Origin of the sequence: Microbispora sp. H10836 (assembly GCF_012999525.1) — a bacterium.
GTDB lineage: Bacteria > Actinomycetota > Actinomycetes > Streptosporangiales > Streptosporangiaceae > Microbispora.
Window position 1 is genome coordinate 21070 of the sequence record NZ_JABBWU010000039.1, and the last position, 23543, is coordinate 44612.

24 protein-coding genes are annotated in these 23543 nt (G+C 69.7%); 13 read left to right on the top strand and 11 right to left on the bottom strand.

Features of this window, described 5'->3' with window-relative positions; all coding sequences use genetic code 11:
• Positions 1-94: 94 nt before the first annotated feature.
• Positions 95-1450, bottom strand: a complete 1356-nt coding sequence (locus HHX30_RS39370) for an aminomethyl transferase family protein (protein ID WP_169989039.1) — start codon at positions 1448-1450, stop codon at positions 95-97.
• Between the two features lie 302 nt (positions 1451-1752).
• On the opposite strand from HHX30_RS39370, the gene HHX30_RS39375 reads away from it, so the two are divergent.
• Complete coding sequence (locus HHX30_RS39375) at positions 1753-2340, top strand: LysR substrate-binding domain-containing protein (protein ID WP_249350980.1); 588 nt, start codon at positions 1753-1755, stop codon at positions 2338-2340.
• 60 nt (positions 2341-2400) lie between these two features.
• Here the strand turns inward: HHX30_RS39375 and HHX30_RS39380 are convergent, their stop codons facing one another.
• The 3 genes from HHX30_RS39380 to mdlC form a co-directional block, all read right to left on the bottom strand.
• The gene (locus tag HHX30_RS39380) at positions 2401-3864 is read right to left on the bottom strand and encodes an aldehyde dehydrogenase family protein (RefSeq protein ID WP_169989041.1); all 1464 of its coding nucleotides are present in this window, start codon (positions 3862-3864) and stop codon (positions 2401-2403) included.
• A gap of 99 nt (positions 3865-3963) precedes the next feature.
• On the bottom strand, positions 3964-5295 hold the full coding sequence (locus HHX30_RS39385) for an MFS transporter (protein WP_169989042.1): 1332 nt from the start codon (positions 5293-5295) through the stop codon (positions 3964-3966).
• Between the two features lie 28 nt (positions 5296-5323).
• A complete protein-coding gene (gene mdlC, locus HHX30_RS39390) occupies positions 5324-6892 on the bottom strand; it encodes a benzoylformate decarboxylase (protein WP_211593418.1) in 1569 nt (522 codons plus the stop codon).
• A 101-nt stretch (positions 6893-6993) separates the two neighbouring features.
• Here mdlC and HHX30_RS39395 point away from each other — a divergent pair, with 101 nt between their 5' ends.
• Entirely contained in the window at positions 6994-7935 is a 942-nt protein-coding gene (locus tag HHX30_RS39395; protein WP_169989044.1) for a LysR family transcriptional regulator, read from the top strand.
• Between the two features lie 29 nt (positions 7936-7964).
• Here HHX30_RS39395 and HHX30_RS39400 read toward each other — a convergent pair whose 3' ends face one another.
• Complete coding sequence (locus HHX30_RS39400) at positions 7965-9365, bottom strand: aminomethyl transferase family protein (protein WP_169989045.1); 1401 nt, start codon at positions 9363-9365, stop codon at positions 7965-7967.
• Between the two features lie 378 nt (positions 9366-9743).
• Here HHX30_RS39400 and HHX30_RS39405 point away from each other — a divergent pair, with 378 nt between their 5' ends.
• Genes HHX30_RS39405 through folP form a run of 3 tightly spaced genes read left to right on the top strand, consistent with a single transcriptional unit; the run spans position 9744 to position 11805 of the window.
• Positions 9744-10028: a hypothetical protein gene (locus tag HHX30_RS39405; protein ID WP_211593420.1), complete on the top strand. Its 285-nt coding sequence runs from the start codon at positions 9744-9746 to the stop codon at positions 10026-10028.
• Positions 10021-10878, top strand: coding sequence for a class III extradiol dioxygenase subunit beta (locus HHX30_RS39410; protein WP_169989046.1), 858 nt, complete (start codon positions 10021-10023; stop codon positions 10876-10878). Before HHX30_RS39405 ends, HHX30_RS39410 begins: the two co-directional genes overlap by 8 nt.
• A 39-nt stretch (positions 10879-10917) precedes the next feature.
• Positions 10918-11805 carry a dihydropteroate synthase gene (gene folP / locus HHX30_RS39415; protein WP_249350983.1) on the top strand — a complete coding sequence of 296 codons (888 nt, stop codon included), beginning with the start codon at positions 10918-10920 and terminating at the stop codon, positions 11803-11805.
• Between the two features lie 339 nt (positions 11806-12144).
• On the opposite strand, the gene HHX30_RS39420 is transcribed toward folP, so the two are convergent.
• Positions 12145-13482, bottom strand: a complete 1338-nt coding sequence (locus HHX30_RS39420) for a folylpolyglutamate synthase/dihydrofolate synthase family protein (RefSeq protein ID WP_169989047.1) — start codon at positions 13480-13482, stop codon at positions 12145-12147.
• Between HHX30_RS39420 and HHX30_RS43055 the strand changes: the two genes are divergently transcribed.
• The 7 genes from HHX30_RS43055 (at position 13474) to HHX30_RS43590 (ending at position 19064) form a co-directional block, all read left to right on the top strand.
• Positions 13474-13599 carry a hypothetical protein gene (locus HHX30_RS43055; RefSeq protein WP_283246998.1) on the top strand — a complete coding sequence of 42 codons (126 nt, stop codon included), beginning with the start codon at positions 13474-13476 and terminating at the stop codon, positions 13597-13599. The genes HHX30_RS39420 and HHX30_RS43055 overlap by 9 nt on opposite strands.
• A gap of 371 nt (positions 13600-13970) precedes the next feature.
• Complete coding sequence (locus HHX30_RS39425; RefSeq protein WP_169989048.1) at positions 13971-15332, top strand: aminomethyl transferase family protein; 1362 nt, start codon at positions 13971-13973, stop codon at positions 15330-15332.
• Positions 15332-16207: a methylenetetrahydrofolate reductase gene (locus HHX30_RS39430; RefSeq protein WP_169989049.1), complete on the top strand. Its 876-nt coding sequence runs from the start codon at positions 15332-15334 to the stop codon at positions 16205-16207. Before HHX30_RS39425 ends, HHX30_RS39430 begins: the two co-directional genes overlap by 1 nt.
• A 117-nt stretch (positions 16208-16324) precedes the next feature.
• On the top strand, positions 16325-17284 hold the full coding sequence (locus HHX30_RS39435; protein ID WP_169989050.1) for a bifunctional 5,10-methylenetetrahydrofolate dehydrogenase/5,10-methenyltetrahydrofolate cyclohydrolase: 960 nt from the start codon (positions 16325-16327) through the stop codon (positions 17282-17284).
• The gene (purU, locus tag HHX30_RS39440) at positions 17281-18153 is read left to right on the top strand and encodes a formyltetrahydrofolate deformylase (RefSeq protein ID WP_169989051.1); all 873 of its coding nucleotides are present in this window, start codon (positions 17281-17283) and stop codon (positions 18151-18153) included. Before HHX30_RS39435 ends, purU begins: the two co-directional genes overlap by 4 nt.
• Complete coding sequence (locus HHX30_RS41085) at positions 18150-18365, top strand: hypothetical protein (RefSeq protein WP_211593422.1); 216 nt, start codon at positions 18150-18152, stop codon at positions 18363-18365. Before purU ends, HHX30_RS41085 begins: the two co-directional genes overlap by 4 nt.
• A 39-nt stretch (positions 18366-18404) precedes the next feature.
• A complete protein-coding gene (locus HHX30_RS43590; protein WP_211593424.1) occupies positions 18405-19064 on the top strand; it encodes an FCD domain-containing protein in 660 nt (219 codons plus the stop codon).
• Positions 19065-19169: 105 nt separating this feature from the next.
• Here HHX30_RS43590 and HHX30_RS39455 read toward each other — a convergent pair whose 3' ends face one another.
• The 5 genes from HHX30_RS39455 to HHX30_RS39470 form a co-directional block, all read right to left on the bottom strand.
• The gene (locus HHX30_RS39455) at positions 19170-20270 is read right to left on the bottom strand and encodes a cobalamin-independent methionine synthase II family protein (RefSeq protein WP_169989052.1); all 1101 of its coding nucleotides are present in this window, start codon (positions 20268-20270) and stop codon (positions 19170-19172) included.
• Positions 20271-20370: 100 nt separating this feature from the next.
• On the bottom strand, positions 20371-20505 hold the full coding sequence (locus HHX30_RS43065; protein ID WP_283246999.1) for a hypothetical protein: 135 nt from the start codon (positions 20503-20505) through the stop codon (positions 20371-20373).
• 95 nt (positions 20506-20600) lie between these two features.
• Complete coding sequence (locus HHX30_RS39460; RefSeq protein ID WP_211593425.1) at positions 20601-21350, bottom strand: SDR family oxidoreductase; 750 nt, start codon at positions 21348-21350, stop codon at positions 20601-20603.
• The gene (locus HHX30_RS39465; RefSeq protein WP_169989053.1) at positions 21347-21628 is read right to left on the bottom strand and encodes a muconolactone Delta-isomerase family protein; all 282 of its coding nucleotides are present in this window, start codon (positions 21626-21628) and stop codon (positions 21347-21349) included. Before HHX30_RS39465 ends, HHX30_RS39460 begins: the two co-directional genes overlap by 4 nt.
• An 18-nt stretch (positions 21629-21646) precedes the next feature.
• A complete protein-coding gene (locus HHX30_RS39470) occupies positions 21647-22354 on the bottom strand; it encodes an alpha/beta fold hydrolase (protein WP_169989054.1) in 708 nt (235 codons plus the stop codon).
• A 273-nt stretch (positions 22355-22627) separates the two neighbouring features.
• On the opposite strand from HHX30_RS39470, the gene HHX30_RS39475 reads away from it, so the two are divergent.
• The gene (locus HHX30_RS39475) at positions 22628-22792 is read left to right on the top strand and encodes a hypothetical protein (protein WP_169989055.1); all 165 of its coding nucleotides are present in this window, start codon (positions 22628-22630) and stop codon (positions 22790-22792) included.
• The last annotated feature ends 751 nt before the right edge of the window (positions 22793-23543 follow it).

Genomic DNA, 23543 nt, shown 5'->3' on the forward strand with positions numbered 1-23543 from the left:
GTGCCCTCGAGCTCGTTGAACGTGAAAATGTGCAGGCCCCGGATGTTGCCGGGGGGCGCGCCAGGCGTTGCCGAGGTGGCGCGCTCGCCGCACCTCAAGAAGCGCGATAGTGGTCGCGGACCTCCTGGACGAACGGTGCCGGGGCGACAGTGGCGCGAATCTCAACCTGCCGGTGAGGTTCGACCGCGGGCTTGCGACTGTTGGGATCCTCACCCCACACCACGACGACCTCGGTGCCCGGCTCGGCGTGCTCGACGTCGACCGTGGCGAGGGAGACATAGGCATGCTCGTTGGCGATGTATCCGAGGTCCATGGACAAGCCCACCAGCACGCCGTCCTTGAGGACCTTGTCGACGTGATAGAGGGCGTAACGGGACTTGGGCAGCTCGATGTACTTCGCCGGCAGGCCGGGCTCGAACAGCGATCGGACCGCCGCCGCCACGTCGTCGGCGTTCCAGACGAGTGTCACCTTGGTTCGCGTCTGCTCGGCGGCCTTCTGCTCCAGCGCCTCGCGCCCCAGGAAGTCGTGGTCGAACTTGACGGTCCTGCCATAACCGAGGTCGTATGGCGTCACGTAGTAGTCGCTGATGTCGGCGGCATCGAAGCTGCCGCCGAGAGCCCCGATGGCGTCGGCCGGCAGCCACTCTCGGTAGGCCCTCATGTCATCGCCGAAGACAGCCGGGGGCGGCGACGGGATCCACCCCGACTCAAGGTTCGAGGTGGAGTACGCCTTGGCACCGGCGCGAACGAGGCTGAACTCGGCGCCGACCTCGAGGATGGCGTCGAGGACAGCCTGTCCCTGCTCCCATGGGCCGAACAGCTCGAATCCCGGCTGACCCGCCATGCCATGGCGGAGGGCGCGAACGCGGTGACCGGCGATGACGAACTCCGTCATGTTGAAGAACTTGACTTGGGGGAGTGGCCCGCCGGTGAGCTTCTCGAGCAGGCCGGTCGAGGTCGGTCCCTGCAGCTCGTAGCGGTAGAGCTTGGGCGGACCCGCCTTGCGGTCATAGGAGTTGTCGTCGCGTTCCGAGGTCACGTCGTAGTCGCCGACCTCGATGTTGTACTGCAGCCAATTGATGACGGTCGGGTGGCCGACGACGTCGAAGAGGTCATCCTCAAGGTAGAAGAGGATCGCGTCACCGATGAGGTAGCCGTCGCCGTTGACCGCGACGTACTGCTTGGCCTTCCCCGGCACGAAGTCCGCGAAGCTGTTCACACCGAAGTCCATCAGCAGTTTCAGCGCGTCCGTCCCCTGAATGAAGAGATCGGTCATGTGATGGGACTGATCCAATAGAGCGCAAGAGGTACGCCAGGCTGCCTGCTCGGACCGCCAGTTGGTGAACTCGGGCGCGACCGGGAACGTGTGGGGGCGTACTGGGGAGTTGCGGAGCAACTCCACCACACCGCCGGCCCGCTGGATGGCGGCTTCCAAGCTCTCAGAACCCATGGCCTCGATACCTCTCGATCACTTGGACGATGTAGACGGCGGGTGTCGTTGACCCGTCGACCGTCAGTCAAGCGGTCGCCGTCGGGTCGCTGCGACGGGCATCGCGCCGATCGCACCCGAGACAATTGACGCAGCTCATGTAGGCCTCGTATCGAAGTCCGCGAGAGCCGGCCGTCGATCGGCCGGAGGTCACCGCATGGAGCTCAACGCCGACACCGCCGAGCGTCCCGTCGCCGACCTGCCCACCAAGACGGACCCGGCACCGGCTGGCGGAGCGGGGTGAGGCTGAGTCCAGGCGACGAATGCCTTCGCGGTCTGGATCGGCACTGGCCCCGGCCGACGATTCTCCAGACGCTCCGGGCTGCTCAGGCCTTGACGCTTATTGGCGATTGTCTGGTTCTCATTCCTGCTTTCCATCCGCGGCGTGCCACGTCGGGTTCGACGTCGAGCCGCTGGCCGACGTCCTCCCGCACGTGGTGCTGCCTGAGCGACACGCGCTCGCGGACCAGGAGGCAGTGAGCCTGCGTGACCTCGCCGTCGAGCCGATGGTCCTCTTCGACGTGTCCCCGAGCCGGGACCACTGGGTCGAGATGGTCAGCGACATCGGCCTGGAACCGCTCGTGGCCTACCGGACCCGCAGCTTCGAGACCACCCGGTGCCTGGTGGGCCAGGGGCTCGGGTACGCCGTCCTCGTCCAGCGGCCCCGCAACCCGCGCACCTACGCCGGCTCGCGCGTCGTGACCCGGCCGATCCGCGAGCCCGTCCGTCCCCGTGTGATGATCGCGGCCTACCCGACGGGCATGCGGCTGCCGGACAAGGTGCGGGCCTTCCTCGACTACTGCCGCGTCGAGGTCCCTCGGCGGATCGCCGCGGGCGCCGTGGCCGACTGATCCGGACGCGCGGAACGGGCGGCGCCGACCGAGGTCGGCGCCGCCCGCTGCCACGGATGATCAGCCCGCGGGGCTGGTCACGACGTGGGGCTCGGTGAACGCGTGGAGCCCCTCCTGCCCCATCTCGCGGCCGATGCCGCTCTGCCGGAAGCCGCCGAAGGGGGCCCGGTCGTCGGCGGCGGTGGCGTTGGCCTGGTTCACCCAAGTGGTGCCCGTTCGCATCCGTCGCGCGACATCCCGCGCGCGGTCCGGATCGGCGGACCAGACCGACGAGCACAGGCCGGACCACTCGTCGTCCAGGCTGGTGACGAGCCGGTCGACGTCGTCGTAGGGCAGCACCGGCAGGGTGGGCCCGAACTGCTCGTCGACGACCACCGCGAGCTCCGGTGCCGGGTCCAGCACCAGAGATGGGCGCAGGAAGTACCCGTCCGCTGTCGCGGACGCCGCCACGGTGCCGAACTCGCGGACCTCGGCGCCGCGCGCCCGTGCCTGGTCGAGCATCGCCACGACGCGGTCCCGACCCGCGGCGGTGTGCAGCGGCCCCATCGTCGCGCCCGGGTCCGTGCCGGCCCCCACGCTCTGCCGGTCGAGGGCGGCGCCGAGCGCGTCGACCGTCTCGACGTAGCGGGAGCGGGGCACGTAGAGCCGCTTGACGGCCATGCACACCTGGCCACTGGTCATGAAGGTCGCATTGACCAGCGCAGACACCGTCTTCTCGTCGAGGTTCACGTCGTCGAGCAGGATCGCCGGGTCGTTGCCGCCCAGCTCCAGGGTCACCCCGGCCAGCGACTGCGCCGCCAACGCCATGACGGCGCGGCCGCCGCCGGTGCTGCCCGTGAAGACTACGTGTTGGACCCGCGGGTCGGTGAGCAGGGGCTCGACGGCCTCGTTGGTGCCCGTGACCACGTTGAGCACGCCGGGCGGCAACTGCTCGGCGACGGCGCGGACGGTGCGGACCACCGACAGCGGGGTCGTCGGCGGCGGCTTGACCACGACGGTGTTCCCCGCGACCAGGGCGTAGGGCATGCTCGCCGCCAGGATGGCCAGCGGCCAGTTGAACGGCACAACCACTGTCACTACACCGATCGGCAGCCGCAGCACCTCGGTGTCGAAGGGCGGCGCCGGAAGCACGGTCCGCGTCTCGAACGAGTCCGCGAGGCTCGTGGCGTGGCGGCACCGCATGTCGAACACGGCCAGGTCGGCGTGTGACTCGCCGAGGACCTTGCCGTTCTCCGCGGTCAGGGTCGCGGCGGACTCGGCCGCGAGGGCTGGCAGCGCATCCAGCGCCGCGGTCAGCGCCGCGGCGCGCTCGGGGGCCGACCGACGCGCCCACGCCGGGAAGGCGGCGTGGGCGGCGGCGACGGCGTCCGACGCGTGGGCGGGGGTGGCGGCGGCCATCCGACCCACGATCCGCGACGGGGCCGCAGGATCGTGGACCGGGAGTGTCTCCGGTGTGGGGACGTCACGTCCCCCGATGTGGAGCAAGGTGGTGGCCTCGCCAGTCACCAGGTCGGACACGGACATGCGGAACCTCCGGGGCAGGGGCAGGGGCGGGGGGTCACAGGTTGAACACCTTGCGGGCCGTCTCATGTTTGACGGGTCGAACCGAAGCCTGACTTGGGTTCAGGGCAGCTCGCTCCGAGCGCTCTCCTGGGAGCACAGCACCGCTCCGATCCCGAAGGCGCACAGGACGGCGTAGTAGCTCAGCGACGCGGTCAGGCCGCCGGTGGCGGCGACCAGACCTGCGGAGATCACGGGTAGTAGGCCGCCGCCCAGGACGGTGCCGATCTGGCGGCCAAGAGCGACGCCGGAGAGCCGCACCCGGGCGTCGTCGAACTGTTCCGGGTAGAAGCTGCCGGTGACCGCCAACGACATCGGCTGCAGGATGGCGCCCGGTATCGCCATGGCGAGCACCACCAGTGCCGGATCGGCGGTCCGCAGCAGTGGGAAGAACAGCGCCGCGACGTAAATGCACCCCAGCACGTAGGCGAGCACGAGCAGCGGCCGTCGGCCGACTCGGTCGCTGAGCCACCCGAACAGCGGGTTCGTCAGCACGCCGAGGCCGTTGCCGATTACGATCCCCAGTAGCGGGAGGACGGGGCTGAGCTGCAGGGTGCCGGTGATGTAGGACAGTCCGAAGATCGCGGTGAAGTAGAAGATCGAGGACTCGGCGATGGCGGTCAGCAGGACGCGCAGCGTGGCGAGCTTGTGACTGCGCAGGACGATGGCGATCGGTAGTCGTGCGGTCCCTCTGGCCGTGATGGCACGCGTGAACGCCGGGGACTCGGCGACCCGGACACGCATGTAGAGCCCGACCAGGAAGATGAGCGCGCTGGCGAGGAAGGGTAGCCGCCACCCCCAGCTCAGCAGGATCTCGCGGGGCAGGAGGCCCACCACGAGCACTACGCCGGCGCCCAGGACGGACCCGCCGGCCGCGCCGCTCTGCACGATCGCGGCGAACAGCCCGCGCCTGCCTCCGGGAGCGCTCTCCGCCGCCAGCAGTGGTCCGGCTGCGGACTCTCCGCCGAGCGCGAAGCCCTGCACGAACCGCAGCACTACGAGCGTGAGGGGGGCGGCCAGCCCGAGCGTGGCGTAGGTGGGCAGCAGACCCATGGCCGTCGTGGCCGCGCCCGCCACGGCCATCGTCCAGATCATGATCGGTTTGCGGCCGAACCGGTCCCCGAGGTGTCCGAAGACGACCCCGCCGAGGGGGCGGGCGAGGAACCCGACGGCGAACACGCCGAATGCGGCGACCGTCCCGGCCAGCGGGCTGAGCTTCGGGAAGAACAGGACGTCCAGGGCGACCGGGGCGAGGAAGCCGTAGACCAGGAAGTCGTACCACTCGATCGTCGTGCCGAGGAAGGTCGAGGCGAGCAACCTGCGCGAGTCCCGCGGCGCGGCCGATCCCGGTGTCGGCGCGTCTACCCGCGCGTCGTCGGAGTAGGTGGACATCATCGTCGATTCCTTCGAGTCGGTGTGCGGGTCAGTGGACGTGGACGTGCAGCAGGGTGGGGACCGTCGAGGCGAACGCCTGGCGCAGCGCGGATACGAGCTCGTCGGGCCAGCGCACGGTGAGGCCGGTGCAGCCCATGTCGCGCGCGAGCCCGGCGTAGTCGATGCCAGTGACCGACGTGCCGACCGGCTTGCTGATCCGGAAGCGCTCGGCGAAGCCGTCCAGCGCCGCGTAGCCGCCGTTGTCGACCACCACGAACGTCACCGGGACACCTTCTCGGGCGGCGGACCACAACGCCTGGATCGAGTACATGCTCGAGCCGTCGCCGAGCAGCGCGACCACAGGCTGCGCGGGGCGGGCCAGTGCCACCCCGACGGCGGCGGGCATCCCGTGACCGAGGCCGCCACTGGCGCAGGTGAAGAAGGACTCCGGGCGGACGAACGGCAGCCTGGCCTGCATGGCGACCCGGGTGGTGGGCGCCTCCTCCACGACGATGGACGCGTCCGGTCGCTCGTCGGCGAGTGTCTGGAGCAGCAGCGCCTCGGTGAGCACGTCGTCGGAAACCCGCGGCAGCCGCTCGCGTGGCGGAGGAGTCGGCCGCGGCGCGGGCGAGGACCGGGTCAGGATCTCGGCCACCGTGGCACGCACGCCGCCGACGAGGGAGGTGCCCAGAGGGGTCCACGCCGCGGTGTCGGCGTCCTCGACGACCTGGAACAGCGAGCATTCCGGCGGCAGCAGCGGCCCCTCGTCCTCGACGTGGAACGTGAAGGCCGGGGCGCCGAGCACCAGGACGAGGTCGTGCCCGGTCAGGGCCTCGCGCAGCGGCCCGCGTGCGGCCGGGAGGAACCCGGCGAACAGGGGGTGGTCCTCCGGGAAGCCGCAGCGCGGCGACAGCGGTGCGGCCCAGACCCGGGCTTGGTGCCGTTCGGCGAGGGCGACGACCTCGTCGAAGGCGTGGTCGCGGTCCACCTCCGCGCCTACCACGATGACGGGGCGCTCGGCGGCGTCCAGCGCTGAGCGGAGCGCCTCGGCCAGGTAGGGGTCCGGGCGCATCGTCGCTCCGAGCGGGCGCGGGTTCGGGTCGAACCCGGGATCCGCCGGCCGGTCCCAGTCGTCCACCGGGATCGACAGGAACACCGGGCCGCGGGGCGGGGTCATCGCGACGTGGAAGGCGCGGGCGAGGGCGGCGGGTACGTCCTGCGCCCGGGCGGGCTCGCAGCTCCACTTGACGTACGGGCGGGGCAGCTCGGTGGCGCGATCGTTCATCAGGAAGGGTTCGCCGACCAACAGTGAGCGGGCCTGCTGACCGGCGGTGACCACGAGCGGCGTTCGGTTGCGCCAGGCGGTGAACAGGTTGCCCATCGCGTGCCCCACCCCGGCCGCGGAGTGCAGGTTGACCAGGGCCGCGGAGCCGGTGGCCTGGGCGTAGCCGTCGGCCATGCCCAGCACGACGGACTCCTGCAGGCCGAGGACGTAGTGGAAGTCGTTGGGGAAGTCTCGGAACATCGGCAGCTCGGTCGAACCCGGGTTCCCGAAGACGGTGGTCATCCCTCGTGCCCTGAGCTGGGCGACGACGACCTCACGAACGGTCGTGCTCACGAACGCATCCCTCCTGTGCGACAGCGTCGGCCCCGGAATGGTGCGCCCCCGCAAGGGTGCGATCCCATGCATGGAGAAAGCTAATGTCATAACCTTCGCTCATGACCCTGGACGCGCGGAGGCTGCAGATCTTCCTGGCGGTCGCCGAGCACGCGGGGATCGGTAGGGCCGCGGCCGAGCTCGGCCTGACCCAACCCGCGGTCACCCGCGCGCTGCATCGACTCGAGCTCGACCTGGGAGCACCGCTGGTCGAGCGGCACAGCACCGGCGTGCGGCTGACCGAGTTCGGCCGGACGTTGCTGCCGCGGGCCCGCTCGATCGAGGAAGAGTCCCAGCGGGCGGTGGAGGAGATCCGCACGATGCAGGGGCGCGGCCGCGGCACGCTGCGCCTTGGCGCGGTCAGCTCGCTCTTGGCCCACGTTCTGCCCCGGGCGGTGGACGGCCTGCTCGCCCGGCATCCGGGAATGGAGGTGCGAATCGTCGAGGGCGTGGAGGACCGCCTCGTCGAGGCGCTGGTCGCGGGGGAGATCGACCTCGCCGTCAGCGGGGAGCTCGATGCCGACGACCGCGTCGCGCCGGTCGGCAGCCTCCGGTGGCGGGACCACGTGGTCGTGGTCGCGGCCGGCCGCCACCCCCTGCGGGAGCACCCCGGGCTCGAGCTGGCGGACCTCGTGCCGCAGCGGTGGGTGATGCCGCCGCGACGGACCGAGCCGCGCCGCACTCTCGTCGAGATGTTCCGCCGCGCGGGTCTGGAGGCGCCGCGGGTGACGGTCACGACGCGCTCGATCACCGCGCTTAAGGCACTGGTCGCGGACGCCGGCTTCCTCAGCGTGATGCCCAGGCCCCTGTTCAGCGCCGAGCGCGCGGCCGGGACGATCGAAGCGCTCGCCGTCCCGGGCGGGACCCGCGCCCGGCGCTTCGGGGTCTACCGCAGGCGGGGTGGGGTCCTCCCTCTGCCCGCCGAGGCCCTCGTGGAGGAGTTGCGGCCGGTGATCGTGGCCGTGGCGGGCGAACCCCGACAGACGACGACGCCGCCCCGGTGAGCGGGGCGGCGTCGCAGATGGGTCGATGATCAGGCGTTGACCGCGGTTCGCCATCCCGGCTGGTAGGACTCGCGCGCCATCGCTGTGTACGGCGCGGGGCTGACGATCGCGCGCACGGCGAGCTGCTCGTGCGGCTGCACCGTGGTCTTCTTCGAGCCGCCGTTCGGCTCACCCCAGATGACCTGAACCTCGGCACCCAGCGGGACGTCGGGATTGACGGTCGCCAGCGACAGGGCCTTGCGCTCGTTGGCGCTGTAGCCGGTGAACAGCGAGAGCCCGACGATGTTGCCGTCCGCGTCCTGCACAGCGTCGAAGTTCGACGAGCCGTAGTTGGCGTTCGGCAGGTCAAAGAACTGGTAGCCGGGGCCCTCGGACAGCGGGGAGGCCAGCAGCTTGGCGACATCCTCGGAGTTCCACTCCAGGGTCACCTTACGGCGCTGGGCGTCCGGGTCGATGGCCTCGAGGGCGCTGCGGCCGATGAAGTCGTGGTCGAACTTGACGAAGCCGCCGTAGCCGAGCTCCCACGGGTTGAGGTAGTAGTCCTCGATCTTGTCGGAGACGAAGCTGCCTGCCAGGGCGTTGATCGCCTCGTAGCTGTTCGGCGCCAGCCACTCGCGGTAGGGGCGGAGCTCCTCGCTGGTGTAGATGGCGGGCAGAGGGGAGGGGATCCAGCCGGACTCGAGGGTGTTGCAGGAGTAGGCGCGGCATCCCGCCGGCTCGAGGCCGAACTCGCGGCCGGCCTCGAGGATGGCGTCGCGGACCTTGTCGTACGTCTCGTACGGGCCCCAGATCTCCAGGCCGGGGGCGCCGGCCATGCCGTGGCGCAGGGTGCGGATGCGCTCTCCGGCAATGTTCATGTAGCCCATGCGGAAGAACTTGACCTGCTCGACAGGGCCGCCGTTGACCTTCTCGATGACGTCCCAGGCGCGGGGGCCCTGGATCTGGAACCGCCACACGTCGCGAGTGACCTGCTTGCCGTAGGGGCGCGACGGGGAGCGGTCGTCGTAGCGGATGTCGAGGTTGTAGCCCTGGCCGGCCTTGAACTGCAGCCAGTTGGCGACGGGCGCGCGCCCGACGAAGACGAACTCCTCCTCGTCGAGCCGGAAAAGGATGCCGTCGCCGATCACGCCGCCCTCAGGGGAGACGGGTACGAACTGCTTCGCCGAGTCCACCGGAAACTTCGCGGTGGAGTTGATGCCGGTGTCGGTGAACAGCTTCAAGGCATCCGGCCCGGACACCCAAAGATTGACCATGTGGTGCGACTGATCGAACAGCACCGCGGTGTTCTGCCAGGCGATCACCTCACGGCGGAAGTTGGTGAACTCGGCGGGCACGACCGGGTAGATGTAGGCGCCGAGCTGAGAGTTGCGGAGCAACTCGACGGTGTTCCCGGACTGGTCCAGCACTTCCTGGAGGTTCTTGGCGCTCATCTGTCACCCGTTCTCGGTCTGCGTATTCTGCGTCGATGCACGGCCGGACATGAGGTCGACGGCCATCGGCAGCCACGCTAGGGACTCGGCCAGGCCGGCGGCACCGTGGAATAGCGGGGGTGGGACGGCCGGGACAGGCCGGTCCGTCTACGTCATGCGACGTAGACGTGGTCCGCTACGTCAAATGTCCTGTCTCATGGCTGACACCTCGCCCTACGACGGTCGGGACAAGCGAACGATGGCTAGCGCCCGCCCAGGTCGTAGCCTCGGCGACGTCGCCGAAGCCAGAGGCAGGGAGCACAGATGATGAGCCAGAGCAGGCCGGACCTGCCGGGGACCTACGTCTTCGACGGACCGGCCAGCCGCCGAGGACACAGCATGAACAAAATGTTCATGTCACTGATCGACGAGAAAGCCCGCAGGGAGTTCACGGCCGACGAGTCGGCGTACTGCGCCCGCTGCGGGCTCTCCGAGGACCAGACCACCGCCGTTCTGCAACGGGACTGGCAGGCGATGCTCGACCTGGGCGGCAGCATCTTCTACATCTACAAGCTCGCCATGATGGACGGGCTTTCCATGCAGTACCTCGGCGGTGTGTTCACCGGGATGTCCGAGGACGAGTTCAAGGCCGCGATGCTGGCGGGAGGGCGCACGGATGTCTGAGGTGATCTGGGGGCTGGCCACGTCGCACGTGCCGTCGATCGGCGCGGCGATGGACCGCGGGTTGACCGACCAGCCCGTCTGGGCCCCGCTGTTCGAGGGTTACCGGCCCGCGCGGGAGTGGCTGGCGGAGAACACCCCGGACGTCGCGATCCTGGTCTACAACGATCACGCCAACGGCGTCGACCTGGACATCGTGCCGACGTTCGCGATCGGCACGGCGGAGAAGTACCGGGTCGCGGACGAGGGCTTCGGGCGCCGCCCCGTCCCGGACGTCGTCGGGGACCCCGACCTGTCTTTCCACCTGCTGCAGCACCTCGTGGACGAGGGATTCGACCTCACGGTCTTCCAGGAGCTCGAGGTCGACCACGGGTTCACCGTGCCGCTGTCGGTGTGGACGCCGGACCCCGGTGACGCGTGGCCGTGCCCGGTCATCCCGATCATGGTCAACGTGATCCGCTACCCGCAGCCCACCGCCGCCCGCTGCTACGAGCTGGGCAAGGCCCTGGGGCGGGCAATCGCGAGCTACGAAGGCGCGCGGACGGTCGGGATCCTGGGTACGGGCGGGATGTCGCACCAGCTGGCCGGGGCTAGGGCAGGCTTCATCAACCCCACTTTCGATCACATGTTCCTCGAGGCGATCGAGAAGGAGCCGCAGAAGCTCGCGGCGCTGAGCCGGGAGGAGCTGATCCGGCAGGCAGGCTCCGAGGGCATCGAGCTGATCATGTGGCTGGTCATGCGCGGTGCGTTGAACGAACAGGTCCGCAAGGTCCACACCACGTACCACGTCCCGGCGTCCAATACCGCGGCCGGGCTGGCCCTGTTCGACAACCGGGTCACCCAGGCCGCCTGATCGCCCGCCCGTCCGGGCGTGGCCGCAAGGAGAAGCCCCATGTCCATTGATCTGCCCAGCTGCGCCCCTATGGTGGGCGGCGCCGTGCCTCGCGCCGGCCGGTGCCTGGTGATGGGCGTGCTCAACGTCACCCCGGACTCGTTCTCCGACGGCGGGCTGTACGAGCGGATGACGGCCGCGGTCGCGCACGGTGCCCTGATGTGGGAGGCCGGGGCCGACTACGTCGACGTCGGCGGCGAGTCCACGCGTCCCGGCGCGGAGCGCGTGACGCCCGCGGAGGAGCTGCGCCGCGTCTTGCCGGTCGTCGAGCGCCTGGCTGCGGCCGGCATCGCGGTCAGCATCGACACCACACGCGCAGCGGTGGCCGAGGCCGCCGTCGCTGCGGGGGCGGTGCTGGTCAACGACATCAGCGGCGGCCTGGCCGACCCCGCCATGGCCCGGGTCGTCGCCGAGGCCCGGGTGCCCTGGGTACTCAACCACTCCCGGGGCACCAGCCGGGACATGTACTCCGCGGCCGTCTATACCGACGTCGTCCGCGAGGTGGCCGACGAGCTGCTCATGAGGGTCGACGACGCTGTAGAAGCCGGGGTCGACCCGGCGCGCCTCATTCTGGATCCCGGCCTCGGGTTCGCCAAGCTTCCCGAACACAACTGGATCCTGCTCGCGCGGCTGGAGGAGCTCCTCCAGCTCGGGTTCCCGGTCCTGGTCGGATCGTCCCGCAAGCGCTTTCTGGCCGGCGTGCTCGCCGGCGGCCGGTCCGATGGACCCGCGCAGGTGCGAGACGCTGCCACTGTGGCGACCACGGTGCTCGCCGCGCAGGCGGGGGCCTGGGGAGTGCGTGTCCACGACGTCGCCGCTTCCGCGGATGCGGTACGTGTGGTCAGGGAGATCGACACTGTCCCGGTCGGCGGCCCGACCGCCGCCTGATCAACCGATGAACGACGTCGTACACGTTCATCGCAACGTCATGATCCCGACGCGGGACGGCGTTCGCCTGGCAGCGGATGTCTATCTGCCCACCGAGGCGGGCGGAGGAGGCTTGGCCGCCACCCGGCGCTCGGGAACGCGCCCTGATACCGACCTCCGAGGGAGGGCTGACCGAGGACGCGCCGCCGCCCGGCAATCGCACGTTCCCCTACGCGGCCGCCCCCATCGAGCGGTCCCCCGCCGAGTTGCCCGACTGAGCACGCTTGGCCGGCCGCCGGAGGTGGGGGCAGCGGCGACGACCTGGACAGGTCTTCCTCCGGCTTCGGCGGCCTGCGCGAGTCAGCTTCCGAGAGCGATCGACCGAGCCGCCCCTGCAGTGACGACGCTGCCCGTCACGAGAACCGCGGCGCGGTCATAGGGGTCGCTTGCCAAGCGGAGGGCGGTCTCGATGGCGTCGTCCAGCCGGGGCTCGACGACGACCCGGCCGTGGCCGAGGATCGGGGTGATCAGTGCAGCGAGCTCTACAGCCGGCAGCGCCCGCGGCGACTCGTTCTGGGCGGCTACGACGACCGATGCGACAGGGTCCAGCGCTCGGATCAAGCCGTCGGCGTCCTTGTCGCGAAGGACGGCGAGTACGACCACGAGCCGTTCGACCTGTAGCGCCTCGAACGACTCGCACAGCCCGCGGACGGTCACCTCCATCCCGGCCGGGTTGTGCGAGGCATCCACCAGGACAGGCGGGACGTCCCGTACCTTCTCAAGTCGGCCGGGTGCGGTGACCCGGGCCAGCCCGCGGCGGGCCTGCTCCGCGGTGAGCCTGTCGCCCTCCGCTCGCAGGAAGGTGTCCACCGCGGTCACGGCGACCAGTGCGTTCTCGGCCTGGTAGCGGCCCAGCAGGGGGAGGAACAGCCCGGGAAAGTCCCGCCCTCCCACCGAGAGGTGCAGCATCTGACCGTCGGGTCGAGAGGTGGGCACCGCACGGTGGTAGGAGAGGCGGGCGTCGACGACCTCCGCGCCGACCACGTCGGCATGTGCTCTGAGGGACCGCTCGGCGTCCTCGGGCTGTCCGGCGAGGACGGCCAGCGCACCGGGCTTGATGATGCCGGCCTTCTCCCTGGCGATCGTGGCGACGTCCGGTCCCAGGTACTCGGTGTGGTCCAGAGAGATCGGCGTGACGACCGCGACACGGCCGTCGACGACGTTCGTCGCGTCCCAGGTTCCGCCCATCCCGACCTCGATCACCACCGTGTCGAGTCCCGCGCGCACGAAGGCCACGTAGGCCATCGCCGTCATCACTTCGAAGAAGGACAGCGGAATCGGCAGGGTACGGTCGAGCGCCTCCACCTCGGGCAGCACCAGATCGTATACCTCGGCGAACTCGGCCTCGCCGATCGGTTCGCCGTCGAGGACGATTCGCTCGCGCACGGACTGCAGGTGCGGGCTGGTGTAGCGCCCGGTGCGGCGCCCGGTGGCTCGCAGCAGTGCGTCGATCATCCGGGCGGTGCTCGTCTTGCCGTTGGTGCCGGTGATATGCACGGCGGGTACAGCGCGCTGGGGGTTTCCCAGCCGGTCGGTCAACGCGGCGATCCGGTCGAGGCTCGGGTCGATTCTGCTTTCGGGCCATCGCGCGACCAGCGCCTTTTCGATCTCGGCGAGACGGTCGGCCGGATGGGTCATGCGGAGCTCCTGGTGGGGATCGAGATGGGGATGTCCAGCTGCCGGCCGCCGGCCGCGCAGGGAGTCGACGAGCTCGAGGCCGCGCTCGCGACGGCGAACCGGCTGACGTCGAGGTAGGGCACCGCCCCGGCCGTGCGGGGGTGGCCGTCCCGGGGGCGACGTTCTCGAACCGCCCTCACGACGCCGGGGCCTCACGCATGTCCGCAATCGTGCCCCGCCATGACCCGGGACCGGATCGGCGGTTCGGCCCGTCCCGTCACCGTCATCCGACGTAGGCGCCGGTGCCCTCGATAGCGCCTACGTCACCTGTCGTAGACCGGGCGCGACGTCTGGCGAGCCAGATCAGGTCATCCGCGTGATCCCTGATTACGGCCTCGTTCTCTAGCGTCGAAGCAGGTCCGGAGCCCGGCCCGGCGGCGCCGCCGAGGTGGCCTCGCAGGCGGTGCATCCGACATCACGGCCACCCGAGGAAAGGTTCGTACACGATCATGACGTCCGAGAGTCTGGCGGCGGCCATCGCCCGCGTCGGGAACCCGGTCGACTTGCTGCGCAACACCGCGGCTCGCGCCCACACGTTCCCCGTCGCCCCGGAGTTCACCAACTGGCGCTCGGAGCAGCGTGCCTGGGCGGAGACGTGCGCACTGCTCGACCAGTCGCACCACATGACCGACCTGTTTCTGGAGGGGCCCGACGCGCTGAAGCTGCTCAGCGACCTCGGCGTGAACACCTTCGCCAACTTCGGGGTGAACAAGGCGAAGCAGTTCGTCGCGGTCAACCCCAGCGGACAGCTGATCGGCGATGCGATCCTGTTCCACCTCGAGGAAGAGCTGTTCGACCTCGTCGGCCACCCCATGGTGATCGACTGGGTCCTGTTCCACCTCGAGCGCGGCGGCTACCAGGTCACCGCCGAGCGGGACGAGAATTCCGCCGTCCGCGAGTCCGGGCCGCCGAAGTTCTACCGCTACGAGCTGCAGGGCCCGACCGCCGCGGCCGTCCTGGAGCAGGCCACCGGTGCCGCGCTGCCGGAAACCAAGTTCTTCAACATGACGGACTTCACCATAGCCGGGCACACCGTGCGCGGGCTGCGGCACGGCATGGCAGGCCAGCCCGGGTTCGAACTGTTCGGCCCGTGGGCCGATGGCGAGGACGTGCTGGCGGCCCTCCTCGAAGCGGGCAAGCAGCACGGTCTGGTCCGAGCGGGCGCGAAAGCCTACTCCACGGCCAACCTCGAGTCGGGCTGGGTCCCGGCGCCGATCCCCGCGATCTTCGGCGACGACCCGCTGCTAAAGGAGTACCGCGAGTGGCTGCCGGCCGGTGCCGTCGGCGCGATCGGCGGCAGCGTCGACTCCGACGACATCGAGGACTACTACCTGACGCCGTACGACATCGGTTACGACCGCAACGTCAAGTTCGACCACGAGTTCATCGGCCGTGCGGCGCTGGAAGAGCTGGCGAAGAACCCGCCGCGCACCAAGGTCACGCTCGTCTGGAACGACGACGACGTCACCGCGGCGATCGGCTCGCTGCTCGGCAAGGGGCCCGGCGCCAAGTACTTCGATCTGCCGAAGATCCGCTACGCCCTGCACCAGGAGGACAAGGTCCTGCTGGGCGACAAGCAGATCGGCATCTCGCTGGACTGCGGCTACATCGCCAACGAGCGCGCCATGGTCTCGCTGGCGACCATCGCCAAGGAGCACGCCGAGCCCGGGACCGAGGTCACCGTCGTCTGGGGTGAGGAGCCCAACTCGGCGAAGCCGCAGGTCGAGGAGCACAGGACCTGGATGATCCGGGCGACCGTCGCTCCGGCGCCCTTCGTCCAGTTCGCCCGAACCAACTACCGGAGCAAGTGATGACGTCGGTGACGAACCGGCAGACTCCCGCCGGGGGCGCGCGGACGGCGAGGCAGGTCGTCGCCGATGCCCTCAGGAACGCGACCTACGAAATCCTGCCGTTCAAGAGCGCCGAGGAGAAGGTGCTCGCCCACGTCCCGAGGGACGTGGCCCTGACTGTGACCACCACCGAGGCCAAGGGACTCGGTCCGACCATCGACCTCGCCGTCAAGCTCGGTGAGCAGGGCTACCGGGCGGCGCCGCATCTGGCCGCGCGCCAGGTCAAGGACCGCGCGCACCTGGCTGACGTCGTCGCCCGGCTGTCCGGGGCAGGCGTCGAGCACATCTTCGTCATCGGTGGCGACGCGGTGGAGACCGGAGAGTACCCGGACGCCCTCAGCCTGCTGGAGGCGCTCAAGGACCTCGGCCACCCGTTCACGACCGTGGGGATCGGCGGCTACCCCGAGGGCCACGGGAAGATCAGCGACGAACTCATCGAGCAGGCGCTCAAGGACAAGGCGCCGCACGCGACGCAGGTCATCACCCAGCTCTGCTTCGATGCCGACACCACGATCCGCTGGGCGCGCAAGGTCAACGCCGACGGCGTCGACCTGCCGATCCGCGTCGGCATCCCGGGCGCGATCAGCAGGCAGAAACTCATCCGGGTCTCGGCCGGGCTCGGTCTCGGCCAATCCGCGAAGTTCCTGAAGAAGCAGCAGAACATGTTCTGGCGCTTCTTCCTGCCCGGCGGGTACAGCCCGAACAAGCTCATCGAGCGGCTCGCCCCTGCCTTCGCGCACCCGGACAACAACCTCCAGGGCTTCCACGTGTTCACCTTCAACGACCTGGAGAGCACGGAGGCCTGGCGGCAGCGTTGGCTCGCCAAGCTGTCCTGATCCATCCGCGCCGATCACCGGCGCTCCGAACGCCCCCACGGGCCGGTCGGTGCTGTCATCCCAGCGCCCTCGCTCGCCGGCCGGTCCACGGGGAATCACCCGAGGAGTTCTTCAGCGATGAGTGCCCAGGTCATCGACGGGCGTGCCTGTGCCCGCGCCCTCAAGGTGAGCCTCGAGGCGGACGTCACCCGCCTCCGCGGCGAGGGACTCGGAATCGGCCTGGCCACCGTCGTGGTCGGTGAGGGGTACAGCTCGAAGGCCTACGAGCGGCGGCTCCGGAAGCTCGCTGAGGACCTGGGCGTGCCCTACTCGCCCCAGGTACTGCCTGCCGACATCTCTCAGGAAGAGCTCGTCTCCCGGATCTCCGAGCTCAACACCGATCTGTCGGTATCCGGGATCCTCGTCCTGCGGCCCCTGCCCGCTCACATCGACGAGGCCGCGGTCTTCCGGGCGATCGACCCCCGCAAGGACATCGAGGCGGTGCATCCGGAGAACGCCGGTCTGCTCGCCCTCGGTGTCCCGCGCTTCGTCCCCTCCACTGCGGCCTCCTGCTTCCACCTGCTCGACACCTGGCTCGACTCCGTCGGCGAGGACCGCGCCGACTTCTACCACCGGTCGCTGATCGTGGTCGTCGGCCGTTCCAACAATGTCGGAAAGCCGGCGATCTCGCTGGGTTACGAGCGGCAGGCCACCATCGCGTCGGTCGACGAGTGGGCCGACCGCACTACCGGCATCGGACGCCACACGCGCTGGGCGGACGTGCTCATCGTCGCCGCGGGTAAGGCCGGCTTGATCAAAGCCGAGCACGTCAGTGAGAACGCCGTGGTGATCGACGTCGGTATCAACCCCTGCATCGGCCAAGACGGCAAGGTGCACATGGTCGGCGACGTCGACTACGACGCCGTCGCACCCCGCGTCCGCGCCATCACCCCGGTCCCGGGTGGGGTGGGCCCCGTCACCGACGTCTGGCTGCTCCGCAACACCGTCACCGCGGCCCGGCTCCTCACCGGCCGGCCGATAGAGGAGGCACGGCCCGCACTGCCCGGTCCGACCCGCACGCTCTTGGAGGTTTCATGACCCCGCCCCTCGGCGCCCAGCACGGCGCTCTGCTCCTGTCCTGCCCGGACGCGCCCGGAATCGTGCACGCGGTCACCGAGCTGCTCGTGCAGGAGAAGTGCACGATCGTGCAGAGCCAGCAGTTCGGCTCCAGCACCAGCGGCATGTTCTTCATGCGGGTCGAGTTCGCGCACATCGACGGCTCGCCTCTCGATTTCGACGCGCTCGGACACCGGGTCGAACAGCTGGCCGGCACCTTCGACATGATCTGGCAGCTCGCCGACGCAGCGCGCCGGCAGCGTGTGATCATCATGGTCAGCAAATTCGGGCACTGCCTCAACGACCTGCTCTTCCGCAACTCCATCGGCGACCTGAACCTGGATGTCGTCGCGGTGGTGTCGAACCATCCTGACCTCGGCCGCATCGCGGACAGCTTCGGCGTGCCGTTCAAGCACATCCCAGTGACCAGGGACACCAAACCCGAGGCCGAGGCGGCACTGCTAGAGATGGTGCGCGAGGAGAACGTCGATCTCGTGGTGCTCGCGCGCTACATGCAGATACTTTCCGACGACCTGTGCAAGCAGCTCGAGGGCAAGGCCATCAACATTCACCACTCGATGCTGCCGAGTTTCAAGGGCGCGAAGCCCTACCACCAGGCTCACGCACGCGGTGTGAAGTTCATCGGTGCGACTGCGCACTACGTGACCGCGGATCTCGACGAGGGCCCGATCATCGAGCAGGAGCTCATCCGGGTAGACCACTCGCTGAGCCCCGACCAGCTCGCCGCTCGCGGCCGTGAAGCAGAGGTCCGGGCGCTCGCCAGGGCGGTCCGCTGGCACACCGAGAACCGAATCGCGGTCGTCGGCGACCGGACGGTCGTCTTCCAGTGAGCGCGCACGACGCGGGAACCGGAGGCCTCGCCCGTCAGCCTGCCGGCCGGTTCCTCTGCGACCTCGCCGCCCGGGTCTCCGCCCCGGGCGGCGGGGCGGCGGCTCTGCACGCCGCGCAGGCGGCGGAGGACGAAGAACGACGGTTGGCCGCGATCGCCAACGCCCTCACTGCGGCCGCGGTGGAGCGCCCAGTGCGCGCCGCTCTGGGGTGAGCTGTATGGCGCGCCCCCTCACACGAAGAATCTCGCGCAGTGGTCGACGTCGGGGTTCTCATCCGCGACGCGATCATCAGCGGTGAGTTCGCGGCCCGGCAGCGTCTGGTGGAGGCCGACCTGTCGGAGCGGTTCGGAGCGAGCCGCATGGCTGTCCGGACGGTGCTTCTGCAGCTCACCACCGAAGGACTGGTGGAGCGCACCCGTACCGGGGTGCGAGGGTGCGCCCTGTCTCCGCGCACGAACTCCGGGAGATTACCGAGGTGCGGCTGGTCGTGGAGGAGATGTGCGCAAGGCCGGCCGCTGCCAGGATCACCCCCCAACGGTGCCGACGCACTCGCCGCTCTCGGCGAGGCGATGGAGACAGCTGTCCGCGAGAGAGATCTATTGCGCTACAGGCGCCTCGATCATGAACTCCACGGTCTCCTGCGCAGCGGTCACTCCACCGCGCAGGCGGTCGTCGACCGGATAGAAGGGCACACAGCTCGGAGTCGGTTCCGCCTGCTCCTCAATCCGGACAGGCTCACCGCCTCCCTGGCGGAACACCTCCGGATCGTCGAGGCCGTGTGCGCTGGAGACGAGGCGGAGGCGGCCGACGCCCTCCGAGCACACCTCACCGCAGTGCTCCAAGCAATGCCGACGGACGCCGGGGACCGCGCGGCACCCGCGGAGGTTCCGCCAAGCGCCGCGCGACTGTGACGTCGAGATGGACCTTGCCACGCACTCCACTGCCAGGGGTGGCCTGCACCTCGCCCCGCACGCCGTAGGGAACGGCAGCCCAACCGTCGACCTCCGTGAACCGGATCAACTCTTCCAGAAGGCCGCGCTGGCCTCGGCGACCAGGTCGAGCTTGGCGGCCTGGACGTCCTCGGTCAGGTCCGGATGGGCGTCCACCATGGAGGCGAAGCCGCACTGCGTGGACAACGCGAGCTGTTCGGCGGGGATATGGGCGGTCGCCTCGTGGAGCCTGCCGACGATCTCGTCCACCGACTCCACCCGCGAGGTCTTCGTCGAGACCAGCCCGAGCACGACCGTCCGATCCGCAGGTGTCGCGGCGAGCGGCTCGAAGGTACCCGACCGCTCGTCGTCATACTCGAGCAGGAAGCGGTCGAAGCCCGTACAGCGCCGGAAGAGCGCCTGTGCGACGTAGTCGTAGCCCCCGACGGCCATCCACCGTCCGTTCCGGTTTCCGCGGCACAGGTGCACGCCGAAGGTCACGCCCGGGACGTCGGTCACCGAGTTGAGCAGCTCAAGTCCCTCGGTCAGGATGCGTTCGGTCGAGATGCCCTGGCGCTCGTACCAGTCCCTGGTCTCCTGCTGCACGAGCGTGGCGAGCTCCGGCGCGTCGATCTGCACGTACGTGCAGCCCAGGGACGCGAGTTCCCGGACCTCCTCCCGAACGATGTCGGCCGCATCGGCGGCCATGGCGAAGGCGTCCCGGTAGGCCGCGGTCGAGTGCATCGGAGACCAGCGCAGGAACATCATCAACGGGCTCGGCAGGGTGATCTTGACCGGCAGACGGGCGCGGGCCCGGGCGTAGACGAACTCCTCGGTCGCCACCGACCGCCGGAAGCGTAGCGCGCCGGTCACGACGACCGGGAGCTCCTCCTCGACCGGCCCCTCGTCGGTGTACCAGATGCGTGTGACGCCGGGGACGTACTCAAGGCCGTCGACGTTCTCGGTCAACGGGCCGGTGAAGATCCCGCGGCGCAGCTCGCCGTCGGTCACGACGTCGAGGCCGCTGCCCTCCTGCAGTGCGATCGCGCGGTCGACGGCGGCGTCCTCGATGCGCTTGAACTCCGGCGCACCCATGGTCGCGTCATGCCGGGCGGCGCGGGCCCTCACGAGGTGCCGGGGGCGCAGTAGCGAGCCGACGACCTCGGCTCGAAACGGGGTGGTGCTCATGGTAAGCGTCCTTCCTATGGTTAGGGCGATCGCGCCCCGAAGGGCGGGACGGGGCCGGAGACGGTTGGCAGCCGTCCCCGGCCCCGGGTCTCAGGTGCCGTCAGCTCGCGGACTCGCCCGCCGGCAACACAGCAGGTGATGTCGTCGACGGCTCGGCCGCGAAGTGGATCCGGTGATTCGCCGACAGGATGGCGACGAGGCTGAACAGGCACACCACCGCGACCAGCACGGACACCGCCGTGGAGGTGCCGAACTCGGTGAACAGCGCCGTGGTCGGCTGGGGCGTGCAGCGCGGCCGTCCGGTGGGGTGGCCACGACATTCGGTGACGATCAGTGCAGGAAGCCGCCGCCGTCGCAGACGATCGACTGCCCCGTGATTCGGGCGGCGTCGGCCGAGGCCAGGAACGCGACCAGCCCGGCGAAGTCGTCGGGCGTGACGAACTCCTGGATGGCCTGCTGGGACATCGTCCGCGCGAAGACCTCGTCTCCGGAGTGCGCGCGGGTGCCGGGCGTCGCGACCTGGGCCGGCATCACCGCGTTCACGCAGATGCGGTGCCCACCCAGCTCGCGGGCCATCACCCGGGTCATCCCGATCAGGGCGCCCTTGCTGGCGATGTAGCCGATCTGGCCCGGTGCCCCGGTGAAGAACGTGCGCGAGGCGACGTTCAAGACCCGGCCCCGGTGCCTGCTCTCCCGGAGGTAGGGGAAGCAGGCCTGCACCATGAGCAGCGGCCCGACGGTGTTGACGTCGTAGTAGCGGTGCAGCTCCTCCGGCGTCGCCTCCAGCAGGCTCGCCCGGCCCGAGAGGAGCCCGGCGTTGTTCACCAGGACGTCCACTCCGCCGAATCGGTTCACGACCTCGCCGACGGTGCGGTTGACGGTCGTCCGGTCGGTGACGTCACAGGTCCAGTGGGCGATGGATCCCGGGGATCCGTCCCCGTGCGGCTGGTCTGGGTCCTTCACCAGGTCCAGAGCGGCAACGGTTGCACCGTCGGCGGCGAGCCGTCGCGCGATCGCGCTCCCCAGACCGCCCACCGCGCCGGTTACGATCGCGACCACGCCGGTCAGCCGGGGGTTCACGGCTTCTTCCCCTGGTGGTGAGTGGCGAGCGCTCCGACGGTGATATCCATCCACTTCCACATAGGCAGCGAGACCAGAGCGTCGTGCAGCGTAGCCGGGTCCTCCACCTCGTAGAGGCCGATCGCGGCGCTGCGGCCCGGCACTCGCCAGAGCCGCTTGAGGACGCCCGCCTCGCGCAGCCCCACCGCGCGCTCGCGCTCACCCTTCTTCGACTGGTCCCGGACCTCGCCCGGGGTGTCGTTCGGCAGCGGGTTCTCGGTGCGGACCAGAAACTCCACGGGGCTCTCCCTCTCGGCTCAGGCGGCGGCGACGTCGAGCAGCAGCGCGGCCAGCTCGTCGGGTGCGGTCACCATGGCCTCGTGGCCGGTAGCGATCTCGTAGGTGGGCCAGCGGCGCGCGGCAGCCTTCTCGGCCTGCGGGGTGAACACCCGCATCCAGTCCACGCACTCGATGAACGCCGCCGGGACCTGGTCGTCCTTGCCGGTCAGCCTCAGCGGCTCGGTGTAGGTGAGCCAGGGATGCGGGGTGAGCCGTGGAGTCAACCATTCGACGTCCGCCTCATCCGTCACACCGAGCTTCGCCAGCGACCGCACCGGGATGAGCCAGCCGAACCCGGGACCGGCCACCGACTCCCGGTAGTGGCCCGCGACGGTGGGGGGCAGCAGGTCAATCGCCGCGTCGCCGTCCTCGCCGACGAAGGCGTCAAGATGAATACGCTTGGTGAGCCGCTCCGGGATCCGGTCGGCCACCCCGGTGACGACCTGACCGGCGTAGCTATGACCGACCAGGACGACGTCCCGTGCGTCGTGCGCCTCGATCAGCGCGACGACGTCCTGGATGTGGGTGGAGAGCCCTACCTGGGGATGGAGCAGGTGGGCGCGGTCGGACACGCCGCTGAGGGTGGGCGTGTGCACCTCGTGACCGGCGGCGCGTAGTTCCGGGACAACGCGCTGCCACGCCCAGCCGCCATGCCAGGCGCCGTGGATCAGGACGAAAGTGCTCATCGAAACTCCTCCGAATCGTCGGCGTCGACGCAGCGAACGCCGAGCCGTTCCAGTAGGGGACGCATGGTGTAGGTGCCGAGGCCTTACGGCTGGTCCGGACGATGACGGGGTCGCTCACAGCAGCACGTCGCCGACGACCGGGTAGACCCGCTGGTGGCCCTCCGTCTGCACAATGGACTTGAACCCGCCGCTGCGAGCCGCGTGGAAGTCCCGGCACAGACTGAGGTCGGCGTGGTACTGATGAGATGCGACCGCCCGGTCGTGTCCGGCGGCTTGGGCGACCTGCCGGGCGCGCAGGCGCTGATCGCCTGCGCGGTGGGGCGCTCTTCCCCAGCCATTGCTGCAGCCATCGCCTTTCTCGGCTGTTCGATTCACGGTAGGAAGTCAGATGTCGAGGACGACGGCAACAACGCTAAGCGTCTGGTGAAGCAGGGGTAACTCGCGAATGACCGGACCGGCGCGGAGGTTTGACTCGGCGCGCCTACGTCATTCGTCGCGAAACTGCGCGCAACGCCATTCGACGGGCTCAAGAGACGCGCGAACGGCGTGCCAGTCCGCCTCGTGGACGAGCAGAGGACGACGCGACCCGCGGTAACCTGCCACGATCAGCAGCTTGGGGGCCGCCATGGCGAGCTCGCCCAAATCAAGCGGCGTTATGGAGGCCTCTCGCCTGCTCACCCTCGCTGGTCCGGGAGGGGGCGGGAAGACGCGGCTCGCGGTCCAGGCCGGAACAATGGTCCGACAGGCGTTCCCCGACGGTGTCTTGATGGTCGCGGATGGCGCAGGTCCTGGACGAGCTCGGGGCTGCTCGTCGACGACACCGTGCCCACGATGCGGGCCTGGATCGACCACAGTTGCCATGCGGCGGCGCCGCCCGGATTCCGTGCCGAGATTCGCGCGTGGTTGCTGCTGGTTTCCGACAGGAGACGAACGCGCTCGCCCACGATCGCACTCGACGCTGTATGCCTACTTCGGGCGGGTCTGTCTGACTGCACCTGGCCGCACACTCCGAACCGGCACGTGCTGGTCTGGACGGTCACCGCGTGACGGCGGCGCTCCAATACTGGATCAGGCACACTTTCCGTGACTGGACCCCGATCAGTCGGCCAGCAGGAGGCGTTTGCGCAGGAGATCGGGGTTGGCACGGCCGTACATCTGCCGCTTGAGCATTTTGGTCCGGTTGACGTGC